Here is an 18353-nt window from a genome sequence, read left to right as displayed (position 1 = left end):
TCGTCCAATTGATAACTTTAGGAGTATTCGTGCCATCCGACCAGACATAATCATCATTGATAAGACTATATGTTTGTCGCAGGAAGCTCTGCAGGGGAAAGAACGGCCGTTGCATATGCTTATTCGTAGGCGTAATTTTTGCAAGTTAAAATAACTGTTGATACAGGCGATTATGGGACAGTATTTGGACAAGGCGAGGTAATTATTGGTTAGATTATGAAATATTTATCATATGTGATGCGGGTTATAAAATAAGCCAAGCGATTGTTAATGGACAAGTTGTTAATGTGATACGCAATAAAATCTTGTTAAAAAATGTAAAAGAAGATATAAATATAATAATATTATTTGAAAAGATTGTTCTTTAAGTTTTTATTAAAAATGCAATGATTTTTAATAAAAAATGCAATTGCTTTTTTGGGCTAATAATGAGAAAAAGATAATGTTGTCCCTTTTGTGAAAAAAATAAGGACAAAGGATTATTTTTAGAAAATTATATCTTAACGGCAATTGCGAAATTAAATTTTTTAAAAAAGGAGTGATAATATTATGAAAACCCCCAAATACGCTATAATAGCCCCTACAAGCATAGGAATAAGGATAACGCCTACCAACAGGCAGCCCGTGCATTTAAGCGCGACATATCAAATGCAAGTGACCAGCGCGGAGAGCAATGTTTTAAGTATTTCGGCGGGGCTTGGGCTTAAGACTAAGGTGTTAACCGCCTTTGTAAAAGACAGCCCGATAGCCTATTTTATAAAATCAAACTTAAGGGCAAGAGGCGTTGATTACGAGGGCCCGGAAGTGCCTCAAGGCGGGCCTTGGGGATACCGCCATCAGTTTAACATAGCAGACAGCGGTTACGGCATGCGCGCGCCTCGGGTTTGGAATGACCGCGCGGGCGAAGTCGGACTGACCTTGAATATAAAAGATTTTGACACAGAAAAAATATTCAAAGAAGAAGGCGCCCAAATCCTGCATATAAGCGGATTGATAGCGGCGCTCTCGCCCGATACGGGCAACTTCTGTTTGGAACTTGCCAAAGCCGCCAAAAAATACGGAACTAAGGTTTCATTTGACTTAAATTATAGGGCTACTTTTTGGAAAGGCAGGGAAGACGCCCTAAAAAAAATATTTAGCGAGATAGCTTTTAATGCCGATATATTAATAGGCAACGAAGAAGATTTTCAATTGTGTTTGGGCGTGCCCGGACCCGAAGCCGGCGGAAAGGATATTAACTCCCAAATAGACAATTTCAAAGCTATGATACAAAACGCGAAAAAGCTCTATCCCAACGCCCAAATCTTTGCCAACACATTGCGCGAAGTTATCTCGGCCAATACTCATCTTTGGGGCGCTATTTTGCTCTATAATGACGAGTTGAATTTCGTTCCGTTAAGGGAAATTCCCGTTTTGGACAGAATAGGCGGCGGCGACGGTTTTGTTGGCGGTCTATTATACGGTATTGCCAAAGGCTGGGATGCCGAAAAATGCGTTCAGTTTGCTTGGGCAAGCGGCGCTTTTGTCGCCACTTTGCTTAACGATTACGGCACGCCCGTTGACGAGAAACAAATTTGGGATATATGGGCTGGCAACGCCAGGGTAATTAGATAAAATTTTTGATTTGACTATAAATTTTAATACAGGAGAAAACATATGGAAAAAGCGGATATCGGAATGGTAGGTTTGGCCGTTATGGGAGAAAACCTTACAAAAAATTTGTTAAGCAAGGGATATTCCGTAGCGGTTTATAATAAAGAACTGGAAGCCGTGACAGACTTTGTGGAAAGAAAGGCAAAAGGCCAAAAAGTTATCGGGACTTACTCGTATAAAGAACTAGCCGAAAATGTAAAAAAACCGCGAAAGATTATGCTTATGATTCGGGCGGGCAAGCCTGTGGACGAAGTGATAGAAAACCTTTTGCCGTATTTGGAAGAAGGCGACATAATTATTGACGGGGGAAACTCTCATTTCCCCGATACAATCAGAAGGACGCAATATTTGGAAAGCAAAGGGCTTTTGTTTATAGGAACGGGCGTTTCGGGCGGCGAAGAAGGCGCGTTAAAAGGCCCGTCCATGATGCCGGGCGGCTCTTTGAAAGCGTGGGAACATGTGAAGCCGATTTTTCAAAGCATAAGCGCCAAAGCAAACGGCAATCCTTGCTGCCAATGGATAGGCGAAAACGGCGCGGGGCATTTTGTCAAGATGGTCCACAACGGCATAGAATACGGCGATATGCAGCTTATCTGCGAAACCTATCATTTTATGAAAGAGTATTTGGGACTGACGACAGATCAGATGCATAAAATTTTCGCCGATTGGAACAACTCAGAGCTTAACAGTTACTTGATAGAAATAACTTCCAAAATTTTGGCTGTCAAGGACACGGACGGACAGCCTTTGGTTGATAAGATTTTGGACGCCGCGGGGCAAAAAGGCACGGGCAAATGGACGGTAATATCTTCTATGGAAGAGGGAGTGCCCTTGTCTTTAATTGCCGAGGCGGTTTACGCTAGATGCCTTTCTTCGTTAAAAGACGAGAGGGTAACGGCGTCAAAAGAATACGACGAGTGCAAAAAGATTGAAAAGTTTGACGGCGACAAAACAGAATTTATTGAGGATTTAAAAAACGCGCTATACGCTTCCAAGATTATCTCATACGCGCAAGGCTTTTCGCTTATGAAAACGGCCGCCAAGACATATAATTGGAATCTAAATTATGGCGGAATCGCTTTGACTTGGCGCGGCGGCTGCATTATCAGGTCGGCGTTTTTGGATAAAATAAAAGAGGCTTATCAAAAAAATCCCGATTTGGAGAATTTATTGTTAGACGACTATTTCAAAACGACCATAAAGAACTCAATCCAAAGCTTAAGAAAGGTTGTGGCGACCGCTTGCCTTAATAAAATACCCGTGCCCGCTATGAGCGCGGCTTTGAGTTATTTTGACGGTTACACTAGCGAGGTTTTGCCCGCCAATCTGTTGCAAGCACAGAGGGATTATTTCGGCGCGCATACTTACGAAAGAATAGACGCCCCCAGAGGCAAGTTTTTCCATACCAATTGGACGGGCGAAGGCGGAGATACGGCTTCCACCAAATACGAGGTCTGATAAATGGGCAATATAAGTCTTGTTTCCAATGAAGCTCGCGGCTTGTCAAAAGAACAAATCAACCAAGCGCTTATTGACAGCTTAAAAGGCAAAAAGCTGAATAAGGTGCTTATCGTGCCGCCCGACTTTACCCGCTACCATTCCAACGCCGGATATATTACCAATTTTTACTACCATTTGTTAAAGGACAAAGCACAAGTAGATATAATTCCCGCGTTGGGCACGCACGCGCCCATGACCCAAGAGGAATGCGCCAAAATGTTTGGCGATATCCCTTATGATAAGTTTGTTGTCCATAACTGGCGCGAGGATGTCGTAACAATCGGGACTGTTCCCGAGGAGTTTTTGCGCGAGATTTCAGAGGACACTTATACCTCGGAAGTGGAATGCCAAGTAAATAAGATATTGTTTGATAATTATGATTTGGTAATTTCTGTCGGACAGGTCGTTCCTCACGAGGTCATAGGGATGAGCAACCACTCTAAAAATATCCTTGTGGGGCTTGGCGGCAGCAAGATTATAAACGCTTCGCATATGGTGGGGGCTTTGTATGGTTTGGAAAGGATGATGGGCAAGGACCATACGCCCACCAGAAAATTATTGGATTATTGTTGGAAACATTTTTTGAATAATATCAATTTTCTTTGGGTTTTGACCGTGACCACGGCGCCCCAAGACCAGATAATAACGCACGGCTTGTTTATAGGCCAAGATAGGCGGCCGCTTGAGGAAGCCATAGAGCTTGCCAAAGTTAAGAATATGGACATCGTCCAAAAGCCTATCAAAAAATGCGTGGTCTATCTTGACCCCAAGGAGTTCAAAAGCACATGGCTTGGAAACAAGGCTGTGTATAGAACGCGCATGGCTATCGCGGACGGCGGCGAGTTAATAGTTTTGGCGCCGGGCGTGCATACTTTCGGCGAAGACCAAGAAATAGACCGCCTTATAAGAAAATACGGCTATGTGGGCAGAGAGAGGGTGATAACCCTTTTTAGAGAATGCGACGACTTAAAAAACAATATGAGCGCGGCCGCCCACTTAATACACGGCTCGTCGGACGGCAGGTTTAAAATAACTTACGCCGTGGACAAGATTAGCAAAGAGGAAGTAAAACAAGTCAATTATTGCGCGGCGGATTTTAACGAGATGGTTAAGCTTTATCCGTATCAAAAGCTTAAAACGGGGTGGAATATTCTTAACGATGAGGAAATATATTATATTCCAAATCCGGCGCTTGGTCTTTGGATAGAAAAGGGGAGGCTTTGAGGTTTGAAGAAAAGTCTAAAGATTACTTTATCGGCTGTTTTTATGGCTATGGGTATGTTTTTGCCGTTTTTGACGGGCCAAATCCCTGAAATAGGCAATATGCTGTTGCCGATGCATCTCGGGGTTTTGTTATGCGGGCTTATTTGCGGGCCTTTTTATGGCTTGGCGGTAGGTTTTATTACGCCTTTGCTTAGGTCGGTGTCGTTTGGGATGCCGCCCATATTTCCAAACGCCGCAGCGATGGCGTTTGAATTGGCTACATACGGCTTTGTTATAGGTTTAATTTATTCAAGGTTTAAGGGCAATAAAATAGCTTTATATGTTTCTTTGATAATCTCAATGATTGCGGGACGGATTGTCTGGGGCGCGGTTTCAGTTGTTTTTTATGGCTTTGCGCAAAAGACATTCACTTGGGCTATTTTCTTTGGCGGCGCTTTCGCAAAAGCTGTACCCGGCATTATTTTGCAAATAGTTTTAGTGCCCGTCCTTGTTATGCTTTTTGAAAGATATTTTGAGTCCAAACAATCGTTAGAAAAAACATAACCAATAATGGCGTTTTTTTAATAACTTTGCCCTTTAGGCTGGCCTAAAGGGCATTTTATTTTCGGGTTAAATTTATAAAGCCTTATTAAAAGCGAAAATATGGCCATTCCGTTTTTTTATCCGCTTAATCTTGCCAAAAGGCATTTTAAAAGCTAACTTAATCATATTATATTTTTATGGTATTTAAAAAGCTTGTTAAGATTTTGCCCTATGTTTTTTTGGCTGCAATTTTGGTATGCGTTCCTGCTTTTGTGTTGCCCAACTTGAAAAAAGACTACAAGCCCCAAGACAAAATCACACAAGGCGTCGTGTCCATGTGGCATATAGAAAACTTTGAGGGCGGAAGCGGCAGCCGCCATCAATTTTTGTTAAAGCAGATGATTGCCTTGGAAAAAAAGCATAAGGGCTTATTGGTCAGCATTCAGACTTTGACCAAAGCCCAAGCTCAAGACCAAATAGAAAAGGGAATATTGCCCGATTTGGTAAGTTTTGGGACGGGAGCGGGCGATATCTTTGCCAACTATGCCCAAGATTATCAAGGGCGGCTTAATATCAGGGCCGAGTTTATTAAGGCGGGGTCAAAAGGCGACAAAGTAAAGGCGGTCGCCTATATGGCGGGCGGGTATTTGTTGTTTTGCAACAGCGAGCTGGCAAATACAATGGGCATTGACACAAATAATAATTTGATAGATAATATATTTATTGACGGGCATGTATATAACAAGGGCAAAAGCATAAGATATTCTTTAGTGGCGGCAAGAGAAAACAATCTTCCGCTTGCAGCGGTGTTAAAAAACACAATCGGCGTTTTTCAGAAAAACTCTTATTTTGAGGCGCAAAGCCAGTTTGACGCTTACAATGCGTTTATTTCCAAAAACGCTTTGATGTTATTGGGCACGCAAAGGGATTTAAACAGGGTTATTAACCGCATCAATCAAAATAATATGTTTGAATGCGAGATACTATATCTAAAAGGCTATACCGACCTTGTCCAATACTTGAGCATAACGGCAAAAGACGGCCAAAGCCAGCAAAGAGCGCGATTAATTATTGAATACTTAACAAGTCATAACGCCCAAAGCGCGCTTTGCGGGATTGGGATGTTTTCTGTGGACGGCAATAATTACCATACCAACGATATGCTAAAGAAAATGCAAAACGCAATCAATCAAGCGCTTACCGCGCCTAATGCTTTTGCGGGCCAGGAGACGATGGATTGTTACCACGATTTGTGCAAAAAAGCGCTAAACGGAGATACCCAAAGCCTAAACGAAATAAAAGCCGAGCTTGGGTTATAATTTTTTTAGGGTGTTGTTATGATTAGATTTGATAATATTGAAATTTTGCAAAACGAGAATTTGGCAAAATACACTACCATGGGCATTGGCGGCGACGCCGATTATTTTATAAAAATCGGCGACAAATTGCAGTTATACGCCGCAATAGAATGGGCGCAAAAACATAACTTGCCCATAACAGTCATAGGCCGGGGCAGCAAGTGTTTGATAAGCGACAAAGGCATAAGGGGGGTGGTGTTGCAGCTTGTGGGCATGGATTCAATCGTCATTGACGGTAGATTTGCCCATGTGGAAGCGGGCGCGAGCCTTATCAGGCTTGCCAACCTGACAATCTCAAGAGGCTTAAGGGGCCTTGAATGGGCGGTAGGCATTCCGGCGTCTTTGGGCGGGGCATTGGTAATGAACGCGGGCGCGTATGGGGGGTCAATGGCGGATTGCGCGCTGAGCGTGGAATTTTTTAACGGGTCCAGCTTCGTGACTTGGCCCAACGAGCGATGCGAGTTTGGTTATAGAAAAAGCATTTTTATGGATAACCCCCAATACATAATATCGGCGGCAAAGCTGGGGCTTGTGCCGGACAAGAAAGAAAAACTTGAGCAATTGGCGGCGGAGTATAAAGCCAAGCGCCGGCAGTCGCAACCTTCGGGCAAAACATTGGGCAGCGCTTTTAAGAAGATGAAAGACAATATCGCGCCGGGCGAAATTTTGGACAAAGCGGGCCTAAAAGGCTATACAATAGGCGGGGCGATGATCTCGCCCGTCCATGCAAATTTTATCATAAATAAAGGCAACGCCACTTGCCAAGATGTTTTGATGCTGTTAGAATATATGCAAGATGTAATTTATGAAAAAACAGGGCAAACGCCTGAGCTGGAAATTAGGCTGCTCGGAGAATTTTGATGAAGTTTTTGGGCGATTACCACACGCACACTATTTATAGCCATGGGCTTGGCATGATAGAACACAATGTCATTGAGGCGGTAAAGAAAGGCTTAAAACAAATAGCGATTACGGACCATGGTTTTAGGCATGTTGTTTTTAATGTTAGAAGATTTGACTTCAAATATATGCGGCAAGACATTGATAGGATAAAAGACAAATACGACATAGACATTTTTTTGGGGCTGGAAACCAATCTGCAATCCAACGAAGGCCATATTGACTTAAGGCCTCAAGATATAGACAAGCTTGATATAATACTCTGCGGCTACCACAAACTTATCTATCCTTCGTCCTTAAGAGCTTTTTTTTCTTTTTATTTGCCCAATAAATTGCCGCGGCATAAAAAATCCGATTTAAGAAAGGGACGAAACACCGAAGCATACCTAAAAGCTATCAACCGCTATCCTATTGACATAATAGCGCATCCCAAATACGGCATAGAAATGGATGTGGTGGAACTTGCCAAAGAATGCAAAAGACTGGGCGTATATATTGAGCTAAACGGCAAAAGAATAAGCATGACCGAAGAAGAAGTGCTGGCGGCGGCCGAGACCGGAGTCGGGTTTATAGTCAATTCCGACGCGCACAGCCCCGAAAAAGTGGGCGACTTTACCGTTCAAAAACAATGGATAAAAAAGCTAAACCTAAATCCCGACCAAATTGTCAACCTGGGCAAAATTCCTACGTTTAGGAGCCGTAAGTTAAAGGGGTTTGATTAATGGATCTTATTATTGTAAGCGGAATGAGCGGAGCGGGCAAATCAACTTGTCTTAACGCGTTGGAAGACCTGGGTTTTTATTGTATGGATAATATTTTGCCTCAGCTTATCCCAGACGCCGTGCAAGCGATGGCAATCAGCAGAGAAAAAACCAACGACAGCTTCCGCATCGCGATAAGCGCGGACGCGCGGGTGGGCGAGTTTTTTTCAGAGATTTATACCGCGCTTGACAAACTCAAAATCCTAGGCTTTAATTATCAGCTGTTGTTTTTGGACGCCGAGGACGATGTTTTGATAAACCGCTTCAACGAGACCAAAAGAACGCATCCCTTGGCCAAGGGGCTTCCTATATATCAGGCCATAGAAAAAGAGCGCAAGCTGTTAAAAGACTTGAAAAACTCGGCCAATATTATTATAGACACCACTTCTTTGGATTTAAAGGGCCTAAAGCAAAAAGTATATAACGCTTTTGAGACTATCCAAACCCATCAGGGCGTGGCCATAGTGACCTTCGGTTACAAAAGAGGCATACCTAAAGATTGCGACATTGTTTTTGATGTGAGATTTTTGGAAAACCCCCATTATATAAAAGAACTAAAAGACCTTACCGGCAAAGACCCTCAAGTCCAAGAGTTTGTTTTCCGCGACGGGCGCGCCGAGGAATATTGCAGGCGCATGCTTGAGCTGTTGCTATTTGTCTTAAAAGATTATCATAAAGAGGTCAAGCAGCTTTTGACCGTAGGCATAGGCTGCACGGGCGGCAAGCATCGGTCGGTGGCTTTGGCTGAGAAGCTAAAGCAAATGCTGGGCGAAAACGGCTATAATGTGGAGATTTTTCATAGAAATCTTTTGATGGAATAGTCCGTAAATGACATTATCCCAAAGAGCAAAAAACGAGATAATCAAAAAACCACTGGACGAGGGCTATGCTTTGGCGGAATTATCGGCGATTATTCATACCGCGGGCAGCATAGTGATATCCCAAGGCGTTTTGGGCGCCGAGATTGTCAACGAAACCAAAAACTTAAGCAGCAGAATCCATAAAATCTTAAAGACCTTATACGGAACGGATATAAAGACCGCCGACGATATTATGATAGGCAAGCATATGCACAAAGCCATAATACCCGAAAATGTGGCGCATATGGTGCTAAAAGACTGCGCAATCCTAGAGCGCAACGACCAAGGCGGTTTGTCAATCATAACGGGCATTGACAAGCATCTTGTAATGGACGCGCCCAGCCGTTACGCTTATATAAGGGGCGCTTTTTTGGGCGGCGGGTATATAACGGAAGGCAAAAGTTTTAGGCTGGAATTTGTTTTTTCCAATAAAGAATTTGCCAAAGATTTTCAAAATTTGTTGCGGCAGGTTGATATTATAGCAAAAAACACCTTGCGAAAAACAAAATATATATTATACTTAAGTAGTAACCAATATATATGCGATCTTTTGGCGGGCATCGGCGCGGACGCGACGGTTTTGCATATATATAACGAGCTTGCCAACCGTTCGGTTCGGAACGCCGCCAACAGAACGGCTAATTGCATAAGCGCCAATATTGACAAAGCGGTGGATACGGCGCTAAAGCAGGCAAAGGCCATAGAAATTATAGAAAAGAGCAAAGGGTTGGACTTTTTGCCCCAAAAACTAAAAGAAGCGGCGCTGGCCCGAAAGCAAAACCCTTCTGCGACCTTGCAAGAGATTGCCGACGAACTGAAATTATCCAAAAGCGGAATCAACCACAGGATGTCAAAGATTATAGAAATATCTAACAAAATAATGGAGGGCGATGATGCCAAGTAAAGAAGTCACCGTGCTAAAAAAGGGGGGCATCCAAAACAAAGACGCTGCGTATTTGGTCCAAAGAGCGATGCGTTACGAAAGCGAAATTACATTTGAGCAAAAGTTCAAAAAAATCAACGCCAAAAGCATTATGGGCGTCATCTCTTTGGCGTTAAAAGAGGGGGACAAAATATTAATAAGCGCCAATGGCAGCGACGCAGAAGAAGCCATAAAAGATATTTCAGCCATTCTTGAGTCCGAATAAAATGGATGTTTATTTAAGGAAGTTAAGTTATATTTTTTATGGGCAAAGATATTTTTTGCCCAAAAATATTTTTTTATTTTTTTGAAAAGCAAAGCGTTTGACTTATAGTTTATTCATGTTATTATTGAGTTTATGAAACAATTTGTCCATTTGCATTTACATACCGAATACAGCCTTTTAGACGGGGCAATCAGGTTAGACGAGTTATTCCAAAGATGTTACGAGCTTAATATGCCGGCTGTGGCTATGACGGACCACGGCAATATGTTCGCGGCGTGCAAGTTTGACGCCGCGGCCGTTAATTTCACCGAAGGCGGGCAAGCCGATGTGGAGGCGTTCCATAAAGCCCGAAAAAAATACAAGGTCAAGCCTATTTTTGGTTGCGAGTTTTATGTCGCCGAAGATATGCGTATAAAAGAGACCAAAAGCGGCAGAATGCCCAAGTTCAATCATTTGGTTTTATTGGCAAAAAACGATGTCGGATATTCCAATTTAGTAAAACTTAATTCCTTATCGTATACCGAGGGCTTATACTATAAGCCGCGCATAGACCATAAACTCTTAAAAGATCATTGCGACGGGCTTGTCGCGCTTTCGGCTTGTATCGCGGGCGCGATTCCCCAAGCTATCTTAAAAGGCGATTTGGAAACAGCCCAAAAAATCGCCCTAATGTATAAGGATATGTTCGGGGATGATTTTTATTTGGAGCTTCAAAACCATTTTATTGACAAGCAGGCCATAGTCAACCCTCAGCTTATAGAGCTTGGCAGAAAGCTTAATATCAAGCTTGTCGCGACCAATGACTGCCATTACCTAAGAAAAGAAGACGCAGAGATGCAAAGCGTCTTGCAATGCATAGCGTTTAGGGAAACTCTCAACAACCGTTCCAGCGCCGAAGACGGCGATTATTTCCCCACAAACGAATTTTATCTCAAAAGCTATGACGAAATGCATAAGCTTTTTGGGCATATAGAAGAAGCGCTTGAAAACACTTTGGAAATTGCCGAAAAATGCGATATGCGCATTAATTACAGAAAAGAGCTTTTGCCCCATTATATCCCGCCCGACAACAAACAGCCTTATGAATATTTGCGCGAGCTTACATACGAAGGCCTGAACAAAAAATACAAAGAGCTTACCCAAGAAATTATTGACAGGGCCGAGTATGAGCTGGATGTCATTAACAGGTTGGGCTTTGTGGAATACTACCTTATCGTATGGGATTTTATAAACTATGCCGAAAGCCAAGGCATTCCCGTAGGGCCGGGCAGGGGCAGCGGCGTGGGCAGCATTGTGGCTTACGCGACAGGAATAACCAAAGTGGAGCCGCTCAAATACGGTTTGCTTTTTGAGCGGTTTCTCAACGAAGAGCGCGTATCCATGCCCGACTTTGACGTGGACTTTTGTTTTGAAAGGCGCGGCGAAGTAATAGATTATGTGGTGCGCAAATACGGCGCGAGCAATGTTTCTCAAATAATCACCTTTGGCACGCTAGCGATGAAAGCGGCCATTAAGGACGTGGCAAGAGTTTACGGCGAGCCTTACAGCCTGGCCGACAGAATAACCAAATTAATAGGCGCGGTTGACAAAAAGGCAAAATTATTAGATTTGGTAGGGCAGGGCAACGATGATTATGTAATCCCCGAGCTAAAGGCCATGTATGACAACGAGCCCGCCGTAAAGAGAATAATAGACATGGCCATGCGCATAGAAGGCATGCCAAGACAAACAGGCATGCACGCCGCGGGCGTGGTTATTTGTAAAGACCCGATAAGCGACCATGTGCCTTTGCAAATGAGCGGAACGGATGTCACCACGCAATTTGACATGCAGGAAGTTGAAAAGCTGGGCCTTTTGAAAATGGACTTTTTGGGGCTTAGGACTTTGACAGATATCCAAAAAACCGTAGAATTGGTCAAACAGACCAAAGGCATAGATATTGATTTTTATAATATGGATTATGATGACCCCAATGTCTATAAACTCATAGGCGAGGGCGACACGCACGCGGTGTTCCAATTGGAAGGCGAAGGCATGAAAAACTTTATGCGCCATCTCAAGCCGACTTGCTTGGAAGATGTTATCGCGGGCATCTCAATCTTCAGGCCCGGGCCTATGAAATTCAAGGACCAATACATAGAGGGCAAAAACAACCCCCAAAGCGTCCAATACGACCATCCGTTGTTAGAACCCATACTGAAAGTCACTTACGGAGTAATCGTATATCAAGAGCAAGTTATGCAGATTGTGCGCGAGCTCGCGGGCTATTCTTTGGGCAGAGCCGATGTCGTCAGGCGCAATATGTCCAAGAAAAAAGAAAGCGAGATGAAAAAAGAGCAAAAAATCTTTTTATACGGCGACCCCGACGACCCCAGCATCGCAGGCGCTGTCAAAAACGGCGTGCCCGAGGATGTGGCGATAAAAATCTTTAACAAAATCTTGGACTTTGCGGCATACGCGTTTAACAAATCGCACGCGGCGGCTTACGCCTATCTTGCCTATCAGACGGCTTATCTAAAGTGCTATCACAAGGTAGAATATATAACCGCGGTGTTAAACAACCGCATTACAAACATAGACGAAATCCGCAATTACTTGTTATATCTAAAAGAAAGCGGAATAGCGATTTTACCGCCCGACATCAACCATTCCCAAGTTATGTTTTCGGTGGAAAACGGCGGAGTAAGGATAGGGCTTGCCGCCATAAAAAACGTGGGCGTAAAAGCTATTGAGAGCATAATCAACGAGAGGGAGCAAAACGGCAAATTTATAAGCTTTAATGACTTTATAAAGCGCGTGGAAAGCTCGGTTTTAAACAAAAAGCTCTTAGAAAGCCTTATCCTCGCGGGCGCGTTTGATTGTTTTAAGGCCCATAGAAGCCAGTTAATGAGCGTTTATGAGTCTTTGGTTGACCGCGCCTCCCAAGAAAAAGCGATGAAAGAAACGGGACAGATGTCACTGTTTGATATGGTGGGCCAATCGGCGCCTGCCGATGAGTTTCCCAACATAGACGAATACAGCCTAAAAGAAAAACTGGCCAAAGAAAAAGAAGTTTTGGGAGTGTATATCACGGCGCATCCTTTGGACGAATATAGAGAAAAGCTGTCGGCTTTTGAGTTTTCGTCTAGAGCGTTGGAAGATACCACTCTGGACGAAGAAGGCAATATACATTATGTCGCCGTAGCGGACAGAATGAAGGTTGAATGCGGCGGGCTGATAGTGGAAACGCGCAAGATAATAACAAAAAGAAACAATCAAGAGATAGGCGCTTTTAAGCTGGAAGATTTATACGGGACATTGGATGTTATGGTCGGCTCAAAAAATTATCAGCAGCTAAAATCCAAGATAATACCCGATACCGTGGTTACCGTCAAAGGTTCGCTATCGGTAAGGGAGGGCGAGACCCCCGTTATTTGGGCCGACGATATAATCCCTTGGACCGAAGACCCGTATACCTCTCAAGCCAATGTGCTGAAAAAACTATATTTAAGAATGGATGTTAAGATTAACACAGAAACCAACGAGCCGGAATTTCCCGATAAACTTATGAATATTATTTATGCGCATATGGGCACAAGTCCGGTAATAGTGATGGACGCAAAAACCAGAAAAACATATCCGCTTCCCGTCAATGTCAATGTGGAAAACGGCCTGTTGGTAGAGCTTTTGGCGGTATTGCCCAGCGAAGATATAAGATTGGTCACAAAAAACTTGTAAGACATATTTTAAAAAAAGTTTGAGAAAGATAACAAATATATAGTATAATATTTATATATCGGTTTTTTAAGTTTTCATAAAAAAATCCTTTTTTAGGAGTTTAATATATGTTCAAAGAAGATTTGCAACAGTATGTGGTCATAAAAGCCTTGAGCGACGATGTAAGCATTATTGGGTTGACGCGCGGAGAGGAAACGCGCACGCAACACACCGAGAAATTGGGCGCGGGCGAAGTAATGATAGCCCAATTTACCGAAAAGGTCTCGGCCATAAAAGTCAAAGGCAACGCCGAGGTTTATACGGCATACGGGGTGATAAAAACCGAAAAAAATTAAACTTAAACCTTAGCAAGAACAACGCATAAATTTTTTGTGCGTTGGTTTTAAATGTCGCTTTTAGAATATATTTTTTTGGGCTTTAGGTTGATAATATAATACAAAAAGACATCAAATCTTAAAAAACACTGTATGAAAAATTTTTATTAAGGGAACATAGCGATATGAAAAAAATAGGTATTATCACAAGCGGCGGCGACGCGCCGGGCATGAACGCGGGAATAAGAGCCATAGTAAGATACGGAATTTATCTAGACATGGAAGTTTATGGCATAGAAAGGGGATACGCAGGGCTTATAGAAGATACTATTTATCCGCTTAATATGCGCAGCGTGTCCGACATAGTCCATCGCGGCGGCACAATCCTAAAAACCGCGAGATGTCCTGAGTTTAAAGAAAAAAAAGGACAAGACCGCGCCATTGAGGTTATCAAAAAACGGGGGCTTGAAGGCATTATTGTTATGGGCGGCGACGGCTCGTTTATAGGCGCCAAGATTTTATCGGAGCGCGGGATCCCCACTATCGGCATTCCTTGCACTATTGACAATGACTTGCCCTATACCGATTTTACTATTGGGTTTGACACAGCGTGCAATACCGCGCTGGACGCCATCAACAAATTAAGGGATACCATGACTTCGCATGAGAGAATCAGCATCGTGGAAGTAATGGGCAGGCATTGCGGCGATATCGCGCTGTATGCGGGCATCGCGGGCGGCGCCGAGATGATTTTGGTGCCCGAGAAGAAATTTACCGTGGAATCTGTTTGCAAAAAACTAATAGAAAGCTATGACGAGGGCAAAAAATCAGGCATCATAGTGCTTGCCGAGGGCGCGGGCCATGCGGAGGATTTGGCCAAAGAAATCAGCGCCCGCACCAATTTTGAAGTCAAATCCACCGTTTTGGGACATATACAGCGCGGCGGCAGGCCTTCAATGGTTGACCGTATCTTAGCCACCAGATGCGGCGTGCATGCCGTCAAGCTTTTGAAAAAAGGCGTGGGCAACCGCGTGGTAGGCATAAAAAACAACAAAATTATAGATATGGATATTAGCGAGGCAGTATCCCTGAAGCGCAAATTTGACCAAAGCCTATATAATATAGCCGAAATAATTTCGTTGTGATTGTTTTATGGATAGTTGAACTTTTTATAAAAACAATTAATCCCTATGGAAAAATAGGGATTTTTTTATTTTAATATAAATGTCGCGCATTCGGCGTCCTTGTCCGCCGCCAGCACGGTGATTCCTATGGCGTGGCATTTATCGTGTTTTTGGAATATGCAGGGCGCGATGCAATCCACCTTGGTGTTTACGCTGTAGTCAGGCTTGGTTTGGTCCATGCCTATTTCAAACATTACATCGTCTTTTTTGGATTGGTCAATAGTATATGTATGGCATTTTGAGTCCGTTCCGACCTTAATTTCATCCGCGCAGCAGCAATAGCCTTTGTTATAGACGCATACTTTCATAGCGCATTTTAAGTCTTTCATAAAAAACCCGCCTTTTTTAAAGAATGTATATACATAGTATGCTATCGGATTTTGGTTTTTATTCTTGGGAGCGTTTAAGTTAACGCGAGAAACTAGGCGAGTTTGCTATTATTTTTATTTATGTTAGTAAATTAATTACTATACGAAACAGCCATTGGCTTTTGGTTTTTATTCTTTGAAATATTTTAAAGCGCCCGTTATGCGCTTTTGTTGAAAACCCCTATCGCGTATGCTATAATTAAAAAAAGGAGTAAAAATGAAGGTAATATTATTAAAAGATTTAAATTCCAAAGGCAAAGCGGGAGAGCTTATAGAAGTTAGCGATGGGTATGCCCGCAACTATTTGTTAAAAAACAAGCTTGCCATAGAAGCCACGCCCGCCAAAATCAAAGAAATAAAACAAAAACAAGAGGCCGAGGAAAGAAAAAGGGCGCAAGAGCGCCAAGAATGGCTACAAAAAGCCGACCAAATCAATAAGACCGAGATTACCCTAAAAGTCAAATGCGGCGAAAGCGGCAAGGTTTTTGGCTCAATTCAGTCGGCCAATATAGCCGACGAACTCAAAAAACTAGGCATTGAAGTTGACAGAAAAAAGATAGTCTTGCCTCAGCCCATCAAAAACATCGGAACTTACCAAATAGAAATCAAACCCTACCCCGAAATCACAGCCAAATTAAAGGTTAATGTAATACAAGATAAGTAATATATTTAAGGTAATAAGTAAATGCAATAAGACATTAAGCAAAACCCGCCCAAACAGGGCGGTTTATTTTGTCAAAAAATTGACTTTATTCTTGGAACTTATCGTCCAGGCACGCCTAAAAAACGTAAAGGTTATTCTCAAAGTTTAGTTTTAGGAGAAATTAACTCATATATAAAATTGACATTTAAAGAAAAACGAGCGATATAAAAGCCAAATTGATAAAATTTTTAAACATAATTTTTTTGTTTTCCTCCCACTTTTGACGGTTTTTTGCGGCCATATTATCGCATAAATTATACATTTATTATTAATAAATTATTTTAAATTCAAAAAGAAAACAATACAAAGATATTATAATAAAAAATGAGATAACTAGGCGTAATTCCAAAATGTCCCTTAGCTCTTGATAGAATAGTATTAAAAAAGACATAAAAAATGAAAAAACTTGTACGCAAATAAACTAATATGGGAAAAGTATTAAATTATTTTAATTATGTAAAATGCTAAAAGGTCAATAGGAATTAGTAATTTTTTATTTTCTTTATTACATGATATAATACTATTAAAGGGATCTATTATGGATGAGTTAATAAATTTTGGGGTATTTGATAATAGGATTGCTTCATTAATAGCCTTTTTCTTGTCAAAATATGATCGCGAGGCTTTAAGGTATCTTGGTTTTTCTACTTTTACTTCAGCTTATAATACGCTTGCGGCTATAGTAAAAACAAAGCCTAATTATATTAAATTGCGCAGAGATGAATTTGATGCTTTTTTCCCAAATCATGTAAGACAAGGCTGGAATAAGCGAAAACCAACGCCGGCTGTTGTGCGCTTTTTTTCTGAGTTTAATGTTTTTTCATTTGAAGAATTAGCTGCAAAGATAAAGACATTACTTGAATTTTGTAGTATGATTGAAGAACCAATCACTATTGAAGAACAAAAAGTATTATCGGCTCATTCTGAAAAAGAAATTGAGGATATTATTAATTTTAAGGATGACGACGCGGCAATACGAACAATAAACACAACAATAAAACAAAGACTGTTAAATTATAAAATAGTACCTAAGTTAAAACAATATTATAATTATCGTTGCCAGATTTGCGGACAACGCCATTATGATATTTTTAGTGTGCACATAGTTGAAGCGCATCATATTAAACCGTTTATAACAAGTCTTGATAACAGCATATCAAATTTAATAATTTTATGCCCCAACCATCATCGTCTAGTGCACATAGCAAAAGCTGAGTTTGACAAAAATGAAAAAATATTTATCTATAATAATGATTATAAAGAAAAACTTACTATAAACGACCATTTATAAGGGTATAATATAAGAATGTTATAAGCAATTAACAACCTTAGGTAAAGAAGTTACTTTCTTTTGATTAGTAGTGTTAAAAACTAGGTGTCAAAGGTAGAAATTTTAATTTAATCTTTTTGAATTTTTTTCTTAAAAAAATAAAAACCACAATATTTTATCTTGTGGTTTTGGCGAGACTGTCTGAAAAGTCAAAGGACACCTCATTTCCCAAGAAGATATGGTGTAAACAAGGGATGGAAAAGAGGGATGAAATACATAGAGGGGAGCAGCAGGGAGCAGATAACATTTTTGCAGGACTGTATAGAGGATTACGTGCCGGAGAATTCGCCGTGCGGATAATAGACGCGTTTGTGGATGGGCTGGTCATAAGCGAGTTTCGCCACAGTACGTTAAACGACATCGGAAGGCCTCCCTACAATCCGCGGGATTTATTGAAGCTATCATATACGGATATTTCAACTGCATACGCTCAAGCCGCAAGCTGATGGAAGAGTGTGGAAGAAACATAGAGCTTTTCTTTCTGTTAAACCGTTTAAAGCCCGATTTTTCGGACGATAGCGGATTTTAGGAAGGACAACGCGACAGCGCTGAAGAAGGTATTTGGCGAATTTGTCAAGGTATGCGTAAAGCTGGGGCTATATAAGAGGGAGCTGATATCGGTTGACCGGCCCAAAGTTTCATGCGGTAAACAGCGACGAAAACTGCTACAATGCCGAGATTTTGCGCAAAAAACTTGCGCGTATAGATGAGAACATATCAAAGTACCTGTCGCAGCTTGATGAGAACGACCAAAGCGAAGAGGATACCCCTACTCTTTTGGCGGAGCAGTAAAGGAAGCTGTCGCTGTTTT

16 protein-coding genes and 1 pseudogene are annotated in these 18353 nt (G+C 41.9%); 16 read left to right on the top strand and 1 reads right to left on the bottom strand.

What is annotated here, in order from left to right; translation table 11 throughout:
• Positions 1 to 549: 549 nt before the first annotated feature.
• From GX756_05835 to pfkA, 12 genes and pseudogenes are all read left to right on the top strand, one after another.
• Complete coding sequence (locus tag GX756_05835) at positions 550 to 1614, top strand: sugar kinase (GenBank protein NLC17380.1); 1065 nt, start codon at positions 550 to 552, stop codon at positions 1612 to 1614.
• Between the two features lie 42 nt (positions 1615 to 1656).
• On the top strand, positions 1657 to 3111 hold the full coding sequence (gene gnd, locus GX756_05830; protein NLC17379.1) for a decarboxylating NADP(+)-dependent phosphogluconate dehydrogenase: 1455 nt from the start codon (positions 1657 to 1659) through the stop codon (positions 3109 to 3111).
• 3 nt (positions 3112 to 3114) lie between these two features.
• A pseudogene (locus GX756_05825) lies at positions 3115 to 4920 on the top strand (DUF2088 domain-containing protein).
• Between the two features lie 176 nt (positions 4921 to 5096).
• Positions 5097 to 6218, top strand: a complete 1122-nt coding sequence (locus GX756_05820) for a hypothetical protein (GenBank protein ID NLC17378.1) — start codon at positions 5097 to 5099, stop codon at positions 6216 to 6218.
• 18 nt (positions 6219 to 6236) lie between these two features.
• Entirely contained in the window at positions 6237 to 7118 is an 882-nt protein-coding gene (gene murB / locus GX756_05815) for a UDP-N-acetylmuramate dehydrogenase (GenBank protein NLC17377.1), read from the top strand.
• Positions 7118 to 7879 (top strand): PHP domain-containing protein, encoded by a 762-nt coding sequence (locus GX756_05810; GenBank protein NLC17376.1) that lies wholly within the window; start codon positions 7118 to 7120, stop codon positions 7877 to 7879. The genes murB and GX756_05810 overlap by 1 nt, the downstream gene beginning before the upstream one ends.
• A complete protein-coding gene (gene rapZ / locus GX756_05805; protein ID NLC17375.1) occupies positions 7879 to 8739 on the top strand; it encodes an RNase adapter RapZ in 861 nt (286 codons plus the stop codon). The genes GX756_05810 and rapZ overlap by 1 nt, the downstream gene beginning before the upstream one ends.
• A 7-nt stretch (positions 8740 to 8746) precedes the next feature.
• Positions 8747 to 9682 (top strand): DNA-binding protein WhiA, encoded by a 936-nt coding sequence (whiA, locus tag GX756_05800; GenBank protein ID NLC17374.1) that lies wholly within the window; start codon positions 8747 to 8749, stop codon positions 9680 to 9682.
• Positions 9672 to 9926 (top strand): HPr family phosphocarrier protein, encoded by a 255-nt coding sequence (locus GX756_05795; protein NLC17373.1) that lies wholly within the window; start codon positions 9672 to 9674, stop codon positions 9924 to 9926. The genes whiA and GX756_05795 overlap by 11 nt, the downstream gene beginning before the upstream one ends.
• A gap of 132 nt (positions 9927 to 10058) precedes the next feature.
• Complete coding sequence (locus GX756_05790; GenBank protein NLC17372.1) at positions 10059 to 13643, top strand: DNA polymerase III subunit alpha; 3585 nt, start codon at positions 10059 to 10061, stop codon at positions 13641 to 13643.
• A 107-nt stretch (positions 13644 to 13750) separates the two neighbouring features.
• Positions 13751 to 13978, top strand: a complete 228-nt coding sequence (mtrB, locus tag GX756_05785) for a trp RNA-binding attenuation protein MtrB (protein NLC17371.1) — start codon at positions 13751 to 13753, stop codon at positions 13976 to 13978.
• A 164-nt stretch (positions 13979 to 14142) separates the two neighbouring features.
• Positions 14143 to 15102 carry a 6-phosphofructokinase gene (gene pfkA / locus GX756_05780; GenBank protein NLC17370.1) on the top strand — a complete coding sequence of 320 codons (960 nt, stop codon included), beginning with the start codon at positions 14143 to 14145 and terminating at the stop codon, positions 15100 to 15102.
• A 65-nt stretch (positions 15103 to 15167) separates the two neighbouring features.
• On the opposite strand, the gene GX756_05775 is transcribed toward pfkA, so the two are convergent.
• Positions 15168 to 15470, bottom strand: a complete 303-nt coding sequence (locus GX756_05775; GenBank protein ID NLC17369.1) for a DUF1540 domain-containing protein — start codon at positions 15468 to 15470, stop codon at positions 15168 to 15170.
• A 256-nt stretch (positions 15471 to 15726) separates the two neighbouring features.
• Between GX756_05775 and GX756_05770 the strand changes: the two genes are divergently transcribed.
• The 4 genes from GX756_05770 to GX756_05755 all read left to right on the top strand — a co-directional run bounded on the left by GX756_05770 (position 15727) and on the right by GX756_05755 (position 18334).
• A complete protein-coding gene (locus GX756_05770) occupies positions 15727 to 16173 on the top strand; it encodes a 50S ribosomal protein L9 (GenBank protein NLC17368.1) in 447 nt (148 codons plus the stop codon).
• 577 nt (positions 16174 to 16750) lie between these two features.
• Positions 16751 to 17503, top strand: coding sequence for a hypothetical protein (locus GX756_05765; GenBank protein NLC17367.1), 753 nt, complete (start codon positions 16751 to 16753; stop codon positions 17501 to 17503).
• A gap of 329 nt (positions 17504 to 17832) precedes the next feature.
• A complete protein-coding gene (locus GX756_05760; protein ID NLC17366.1) occupies positions 17833 to 17988 on the top strand; it encodes a hypothetical protein in 156 nt (51 codons plus the stop codon).
• 175 nt (positions 17989 to 18163) lie between these two features.
• Positions 18164 to 18334 carry a hypothetical protein gene (locus tag GX756_05755; protein NLC17365.1) on the top strand — a complete coding sequence of 57 codons (171 nt, stop codon included), beginning with the start codon at positions 18164 to 18166 and terminating at the stop codon, positions 18332 to 18334.
• The last annotated feature ends 19 nt before the right edge of the window (positions 18335 to 18353 follow it).

It is taken from the genome of Clostridiales bacterium, assembly GCA_012512255.1.
GTDB lineage: Bacteria > Bacillota > Clostridia > Christensenellales > DUVY01 > DUVY01.
The sequence above is the reverse complement of the archived record's forward strand: the minus strand, read 5'-3'. Positions and strand labels throughout refer to the sequence as shown.

What these genes read in the sequence shown, in the direction of transcription:
- GX756_05795 (NLC17373.1), top strand. Translation starts at nt 9,672, where the DNA reads ATGCCAAGTAAAGAAGTCACCGTGCTAAAAAAGGGGGGCATCCAAAAC.
- GX756_05765 (NLC17367.1), top strand. Translation starts at nt 16,751, where the DNA reads ATGGATGAGTTAATAAATTTTGGGGTATTTGATAATAGGATTGCTTCA.
- pfkA (NLC17370.1), top strand. Translation starts at nt 14,143, where the DNA reads ATGAAAAAAATAGGTATTATCACAAGCGGCGGCGACGCGCCGGGCATG.
- GX756_05770 (NLC17368.1), top strand. Translation starts at nt 15,727, where the DNA reads ATGAAGGTAATATTATTAAAAGATTTAAATTCCAAAGGCAAAGCGGGA.
- whiA (NLC17374.1), top strand. Translation starts at nt 8,747, where the DNA reads ATGACATTATCCCAAAGAGCAAAAAACGAGATAATCAAAAAACCACTG.
- rapZ (NLC17375.1), top strand. Translation starts at nt 7,879, where the DNA reads ATGGATCTTATTATTGTAAGCGGAATGAGCGGAGCGGGCAAATCAACT.
- GX756_05790 (NLC17372.1), top strand. Translation starts at nt 10,059, where the DNA reads ATGAAACAATTTGTCCATTTGCATTTACATACCGAATACAGCCTTTTA.
- GX756_05820 (NLC17378.1), top strand. Translation starts at nt 5,097, where the DNA reads ATGGTATTTAAAAAGCTTGTTAAGATTTTGCCCTATGTTTTTTTGGCT.
- mtrB (NLC17371.1), top strand. Translation starts at nt 13,751, where the DNA reads ATGTTCAAAGAAGATTTGCAACAGTATGTGGTCATAAAAGCCTTGAGC.
- GX756_05835 (NLC17380.1), top strand. Translation starts at nt 550, where the DNA reads ATGAAAACCCCCAAATACGCTATAATAGCCCCTACAAGCATAGGAATA.
- gnd (NLC17379.1), top strand. Translation starts at nt 1,657, where the DNA reads ATGGAAAAAGCGGATATCGGAATGGTAGGTTTGGCCGTTATGGGAGAA.
- GX756_05810 (NLC17376.1), top strand. Translation starts at nt 7,118, where the DNA reads ATGAAGTTTTTGGGCGATTACCACACGCACACTATTTATAGCCATGGG.
- murB (NLC17377.1), top strand. Translation starts at nt 6,237, where the DNA reads ATGATTAGATTTGATAATATTGAAATTTTGCAAAACGAGAATTTGGCA.
- GX756_05775 (NLC17369.1), bottom strand. Translation starts at nt 15,470, where the DNA reads ATGAAAGACTTAAAATGCGCTATGAAAGTATGCGTCTATAACAAAGGC.